Origin of the sequence: Natronorubrum thiooxidans (assembly GCF_900156475.1) — an archaeon.
GTDB lineage: Archaea > Halobacteriota > Halobacteria > Halobacteriales > Natrialbaceae > Natronorubrum > Natronorubrum thiooxidans.
Genome location: NZ_FTNR01000025.1, coordinates 23,468 through 29,651, shown reverse-complemented (window position 1 = coordinate 29,651; position 6,184 = coordinate 23,468). Strand labels below are relative to the sequence as shown.

At 54.6% G+C, this 6,184-nt stretch carries 6 protein-coding genes; 2 read left to right on the top strand and 4 right to left on the bottom strand.

The genetic code is table 11. The features are described from left to right. Window positions 1-400 precede the first annotated feature (400 nt). The gene (locus BW940_RS19435) at window positions 401-892 is read right to left on the bottom strand and encodes a pyridoxamine 5'-phosphate oxidase family protein (protein WP_076610834.1); all 492 of its coding nucleotides are present in this window, start codon (window positions 890-892) and stop codon (window positions 401-403) included. Window positions 893-1,143: 251 nt separating this feature from the next. On the opposite strand from BW940_RS19435, the gene BW940_RS19430 reads away from it, so the two are divergent. Further along, a complete protein-coding gene (locus BW940_RS19430; protein WP_076610833.1) occupies window positions 1,144-2,010 on the top strand; it encodes a DMT family transporter in 867 nt (288 codons plus the stop codon). 694 nt (window positions 2,011-2,704) lie between these two features. Here the strand turns inward: BW940_RS19430 and BW940_RS19420 are convergent. From BW940_RS19420 to BW940_RS19410, 3 genes are all read right to left on the bottom strand, one after another. Further along, window positions 2,705-2,998, bottom strand: a complete 294-nt coding sequence (locus BW940_RS19420; protein ID WP_076610832.1) for a HalOD1 output domain-containing protein — start codon at window positions 2,996-2,998, stop codon at window positions 2,705-2,707. A 353-nt stretch (window positions 2,999-3,351) separates the two neighbouring features. Continuing rightward, window positions 3,352-3,735, bottom strand: a complete 384-nt coding sequence (locus tag BW940_RS19415; protein ID WP_076610831.1) for a hypothetical protein — start codon at window positions 3,733-3,735, stop codon at window positions 3,352-3,354. Next, entirely contained in the window at window positions 3,732-4,619 is an 888-nt protein-coding gene (locus BW940_RS19410) for a ParA family protein (protein WP_076610830.1), read from the bottom strand. The genes BW940_RS19415 and BW940_RS19410 overlap by 4 nt, the downstream gene beginning before the upstream one ends. A gap of 426 nt (window positions 4,620-5,045) precedes the next feature. On the opposite strand from BW940_RS19410, the gene BW940_RS19405 reads away from it, so the two are divergent. Beyond that, the gene (locus BW940_RS19405; protein ID WP_076610829.1) at window positions 5,046-6,107 is read left to right on the top strand and encodes a zinc-dependent alcohol dehydrogenase family protein; all 1,062 of its coding nucleotides are present in this window, start codon (window positions 5,046-5,048) and stop codon (window positions 6,105-6,107) included. The last annotated feature ends 77 nt before the right edge of the window (window positions 6,108-6,184 follow it).

Below are 6,184 nucleotides of genomic sequence, written 5' to 3'. Positions count from 1 at the left end.
TTCGAATACACACTCACACATAAATGGGTCCACGTTCGGTGACCGCAGATCGACGACCAATCAGGCGTCACCGAACTACCAAGGCTAACATCAGACCCCATCTATACGGCGGACCGCAGGTGTGGAGTCCTCATCTTCTGCGTATATATCGATAGTCCCGGGTGTATATATAAGGCCTGCGAACCACGGCTTCAACGAGAGTGAGTACCAATCATGCTTACAGTACAATTTCAATACACATAGTCAACTTCCGCGCCTATTTTTAAGAATATAATGAAGAATGGCATGGAATATCAATAAAAAGAACCCATAGTAGATTTCGACTATGTAGGCGAGTATATAAGAAGAAGAATCTTCAAATACTCAAGAACGATCAACTGGAGAAGCGGTGTCAAAAGCGTCACTTGGACTGATCTTCGGACGAGTCAGGTTCGAGTCCGGGTGGAAGTCCAAGATGCTTGATGCCGGCCTGGTCTTCAATTCGGAACTGATAGAGTGTCGTATTCCCCGACGTGCTGGCCCGTTCGAATACATCCGGACGCCACCTCATCTCCATTTTCTCTTGGATTTCGTCCTGCTTGTCCTCTGAAACAGGAGTTATCGTACCCGTAAGGAGAACACTCATCCAATTAAATGGCGTATCTGCACGGTAGACGAGGAATCTGGCAACGTCTGCACGATCGGTTAGTTCCGCTTTCCGGCTACTGGTACCGAGGACGTACAGAATGTAGAGGCTGGACGCTCCATCGTACCAAAACGACATCGGACGCATAATCGGTGCATCATCCGCCGAGAGTCCGAGGACCCCAGTCTGCTGACTCGAGAGAAACCCTTGAATCTCGTCGTCATCCATCCGAACCATGCCGTAATCACGAAGTCCATCAACTGTCATCAAGTGCTAAAAAGCGGTGAATCGTCTAAGGTGTTTGTGGGATTTTCACATACTGTGCAGATTTCGTGGCCGGCTGAATCGCTGCAACTGATTCGACAGACACGTACCGACTCTCGACGAGTAGTACTGCCGAGTTCTTTAATTAATTTTGATCGCGCGTGGGCAATTGAGAGATAGTATAGCGACAAAACCAGCAGACAGAGCAGATATTGAGGCGGAGAACTTTTGAGGAGTAGAAACAGCCACACAGTATGAAGGATGAAACGGTCGGGATCGTACTCGTCCTGATCTCTGCGATCGGGTTTGGCACGCTTGGCATCTTCGGGATGCTCGCTGCCGGGGAAGAAGTCTCGATCCCGACGGTACTCGCGTTGCGGTTTGGCCTCGCAACGGTCGTCGTCTGGACGGTTCTTCGGTTACGGGGGCGGTTTCAAGTGCTTACTGGGCGAACGCTCGCAATCGCACTCGCTCTCGGTGGAATCGGCTACGCCACACAGAGCGGTCTCTACTTCTTTGGTCTCGAGTTCATGACGGCCGGGATGGTCGCGATCGTTCTCTACACGTATCCAGCGTTCGTCGTCTGCATCGTTGCGATCACGAACCCAAGCCGGGTGACCAGACGCGTGGTGATCGCACTCGGCCTCTCAGTCAGCGGTGTCGCGCTCATCACCGGTGCGGACCCTGTCGGTGTCGATCCTCGAGGTATCGTGATCGTCCTCGGAGCTGCACTTGCGTACTCGCTGTACATCGTCGTGAGCCAGCAAGCGCTTGTGACGACCGACGCGGAGACACTAACGGCGTTCGTGCTGCCAGCTGCAGCCGGAAGTTTCGTCGCGTTCGGAGTTGGCACGGACACACTCACGATGCCGGGCAGTGTCTCCGCCTGGGGAGTCATCGTCGCGATTGCAATCTTCGCAACGGTGGTTCCCGTCCTCACCTTCTTCGCTGGTATCGCAAAAATCGGAGCCAGTCGTGCGAGTATCATCAGCACTGCTGAACCGGTCGTCACAGTCACACTCGGGGTACTTGTATTGGGAGAGTCTGTCACGGTCGTAACGATCGTCGGCGGAACACTCGTCATCACGGGCGTAGTCCTCATCCAACTCGAGTATTCCTGATGCATGCTCTCACCCACGATCGTTACAGAGCGATGGAATACCGCCGTTTGCGGACGGTCGAGGAGAATGCCCCGGTACGATTCACGGAACTTCGAAGTGGATGCCACGGGGCTTGACCATGACGATGACTGGTTCCTCCACGCGTCCATATGCCGCGGCTCGCTTCAACAATGTGGGTCACGACACACCCACGGGAATATCGAACGCGTCGGTCACACGAAACGCTTCGAGATCGACCAGCACACGGTAGCAAACGAACGGATCGAAGGAGCCGTCGAACACGGCTTCGAAGCGCATCAGCCTGGAGTATCTCCGTCGCAGGCAAAATACGGGCGTTCGAAATTGAAAAACAGACGACACCACAATGTCCGTTGTTCCTCCGAGATGTGGCTGGACCTGTGGACACACTGTGATGGAAGCAAACAGCAAAATAACAGCGGACAGAGTGGTGTTTACAGCGGCGACAGTGACGTTATAAAAGAACAGATATACGCCCACCACAACTCGAGATTGGGTGACTGGCGACCGTTTGCTGGGATGTGGTCCCTATTTTCTGACCGTTTAGACCGGGCCGGAAGCGAGTATCCCGTTACAGGGCACGCAGATGAGAGTCGATGAGATTGGAACTCAAAAAACGAGAGAGGTGGAGGAGCAAGCCAGTGACTGCGTAGCTGTGCAACGCTCCGGATAGTAGTCAGGTCGACGTTCGATCAGAGATACACACGTTATCGGTCTGAGAGACAGTAACAGCGTATTCATCGACGGTGAATTCGATGGAGATTGGGGTGTCAGCTTCTTTCGCGTGACGATGGAAGGTGATTAATGCATCTGGATTGATCTGCTCATACAGCGGGTCGAGATCAGTAATAGGAACGTTTTTGATCGCTGCTAGTCCTCTTAGAATCGTTTCCAGTATCGATTCCGAGTCGCGCCGTTCGGCCTGAATCTCCACCTGCGTCTCGGTTTGGAACCGGTTGTGATGGTCCATGGAATCACCAACAGTTGTATACTAAAGAGTTTTACTGCTAATTTGTTGTTTTGTGTTCAGATAGATATATACATAGTTGGATAGAGTCTGAATCTTTCGCTGCAACGTTCTCGGGGGATACCGTACCAGATTGGACGATGGACAGATTCGGCGACGATCGAGCTGCATCGAAGCATTTCAAAAGGCGACGAGTACACTCGTCGAAGCGAGGACGTGTTCAGCTGAATCGAGGCGCTGGGTCACCTTCCTCAGCGAGCGCCGTCAGAACACAGAGCGTTCTGATTGGCAGTCAGAAACAGTTACAGTTGATTGCAGACGACGCCTGAAGGCGCAAGCAGGATGCTGCGGTCGACCTATGACTGTCGCCGTGTCTCGAGGAGCCGATCGGGTACCTCGTCGATATGCTCAAGGGCGACTTTCAATAGTGCATCGTGGACTTCGCGGGTTTCGTCGTCACGAATGCCCATCCGCCGTAGTTCGGGCGTCACGGTGATCCCGAGTTCGTCCTCGAGAGCGTCCCACGTTTCGCCACGAGCGTACAGCGGGCGCTGGCGGACAGCACTGTATTCGAACGCCGGCCCGGTCGACGCCGCATCGTCGTCACGTGCCCGTTCGGATGACGTTTGGGTCGGTTCCGGCTCCGATCGACTCGAGTCGTCGTCGGTCGTCGGTGGCTCCTCAGTCAAGTCACTGCCGTCGTCAGCATCGGTTCCCAGATCATTAAACGGGTTCGTCATCGGTCGACTCCCCCATTGGCGACGATCGCTGCAAGTTCCTCGTAGTACTCGATTTGGTCGCTCTTCGGATCGTACTCCTGCAGTGGCTTGTTTTCCTGTAGCGACCGCGAGAGCGAAGACCGGTGACGAATGCCCGGTTTCGGTGCGGGAACGTCACCCGCATCGATCCGCTCGAACTCGGCGGCCGTAATCCGAGCGAACTCCGGTATAGCCTCCTGGAGTGGCTGGCCTGGGTTCACCTCATAGCTCGCCGTGTTCAGGTTCTCGAGCAGTTCTCGGTCCTCAGTTTGTTGGTCGATGCGGTCCGAGAGTTTGTTCGGAACGATCGCGAGCACGTCGACATCGATGTACTCCCGAGCCGGTTCGATGAGTCGTTCCATCGTCCGTTTGTAGCCGCCGATCGCACTTGACCCCGGTTCGATTGGAATCATGACGTTACCCGTCGCGACCAGTGCGTTGTTGTTGAGCATCCCCGGATACGCCGGACAGTCGAAGACGATGTACTCGTACTCGTCGCCGAGAAGCGGATCGACGATCTTCGATTTCACGCGGGCCGATCCCTGCATCGCGCCGGCGAGATCTTTTTCGACGTCCTCGAGCGTGTTCGACGATGGCAGCAGATCGAACCCGTACTCAGTCGGCTGAATAAGATCGTGTGGCGTCGCCGTTCCCTCGAGAATGACGTCACCGAGGTTTGTTTCGCCCTGGTATGCATCCTCGAAGCCGAGTCCGTTGGTCGCGTGACCGTTTGGGTCGAGGTCCGCAAACAGTGTCTCGCCGCGTTCGGCGAGCTGTCGGGCGAGATTCATCGAGGTCGTTGATTTGCCGACACCGCCTTTCAGGATGACGACGCTTACTGCGCGTGGCTCAGTTGCTGTTGGCATAATGGAGTTCCCTCCGCTGCAGTAGCAATAGGCACCTATTGTATACAGAATGCCTGCTTCAGCGGACATTCAGTATAATTTTATGGTTCATCTTAATTCTATCGCAGGTAGCTTCAATAGGTGGCTTAGGTACAATAGGTAACTTAGGTGAAGCAAGTGACTAACCTAAGTCAGGTAAGCCACCTATTATGGATATTGGACCTATTGCAGCTATTGTCCCTGTTTCAGGTCAGTATAGCGGTTTCGCTTCCCCAGGTGGTGTCGCGACACGAGAAGCGGCGGGCAACTGCTGATCGATCGTCGATAGCGGTCTTCGATCGAGGACACCGTCTTCATTGCCGTACTGTCACAATTATTTGTCTATCCATTAAACTGAAACGTGCCCCCCAATCATATATGATAGTTCATGATAGAGTGGGACGGATAATGAAGGCAGTAATGTTAGAAGAGTTCCAGGAACCACTGGAAGTCCAAGACGTCGAACGTCCCGAACCTGAACCGCACGGCATCGTCGCCGAAGTTGACGGCTGTGGTGTCTGTCGCAGCGACTGGCACTGCTGGCAAGGCGACTGGGACTGGTTTGGATACAGACCGGATCCACCACACATTCTGGGACACGAACCCTGCGGAACCGTGGTAGAAGTCGGCGAAGACGTCGAAAGCGTCGCCGAAGGAGACCACATCGCGATTCCGTTCAATTTCGCGTGCGGAAAGTGTGAACTCTGTCGAAACGGCCGCGAGAACATCTGCGAGAATCATATCGGACTCGGTTTCATGAACGAGGCACCGGGAGCTTTCGCAGAAGAAGTCCACGTCCCGAATGCCGATATCAACGCAGTCCCGCTCCCAGACGAGATCGACCCGGACACAGCCGCCGGAATCGGCTGCCGATTTATGACGTCGTATCACGGGATGGCTCACCGAGGAGATGTGGGCAACGGAGAAGACGTCGTTGTCCATGGACTCGGTGGAGTCGGGTTGTCCGCGGTCCATATTGCGGACGCGCTGGGTGCGAACGTAATCGGCGTCGACCTCTTTGAAGAGAAACTCGAGAAAGCAGAACAACTTGGTGCCGTCACGACAGTCAACGCCTCCGAAGTGGACGATCCAGCGAAGGAAGTCCACGATATCACGGACGGCGGTGCTGACTGTTCGGTTGACGCACTCGGGATCGCGACCACGTGCCAGAACGCAGTCAACTCCCTCGCAAAAGGTGGCCGACACGTCCAGATCGGATTGACAACAGCTGAGGAAGAAGGCCACGTCTCGCTTCCAACTGACGAGTTCGTCGCGAAGGAAATCGACTTCCGAGGCTCGCTTGGATTGCAACCCTCGCGCTACCCCGAAATGCTCGATATGATCAGGACCGGAAAAATCGATCCCAAAGAACTCGTCTCCGAGACAGTCGGTATCGAGGAAGTTCCGGATCGGCTTGCGGCGATGAGCGATTACGATACGATGGGAATCCCAGTCTGTAATGAGTTTTGAGTGAAATACCTCGAGAGCAAGCCCCGGAGCACTCGCCCTGCCCATCCGTAGACAGGGCAGGGGCCGCTTCCGTACCT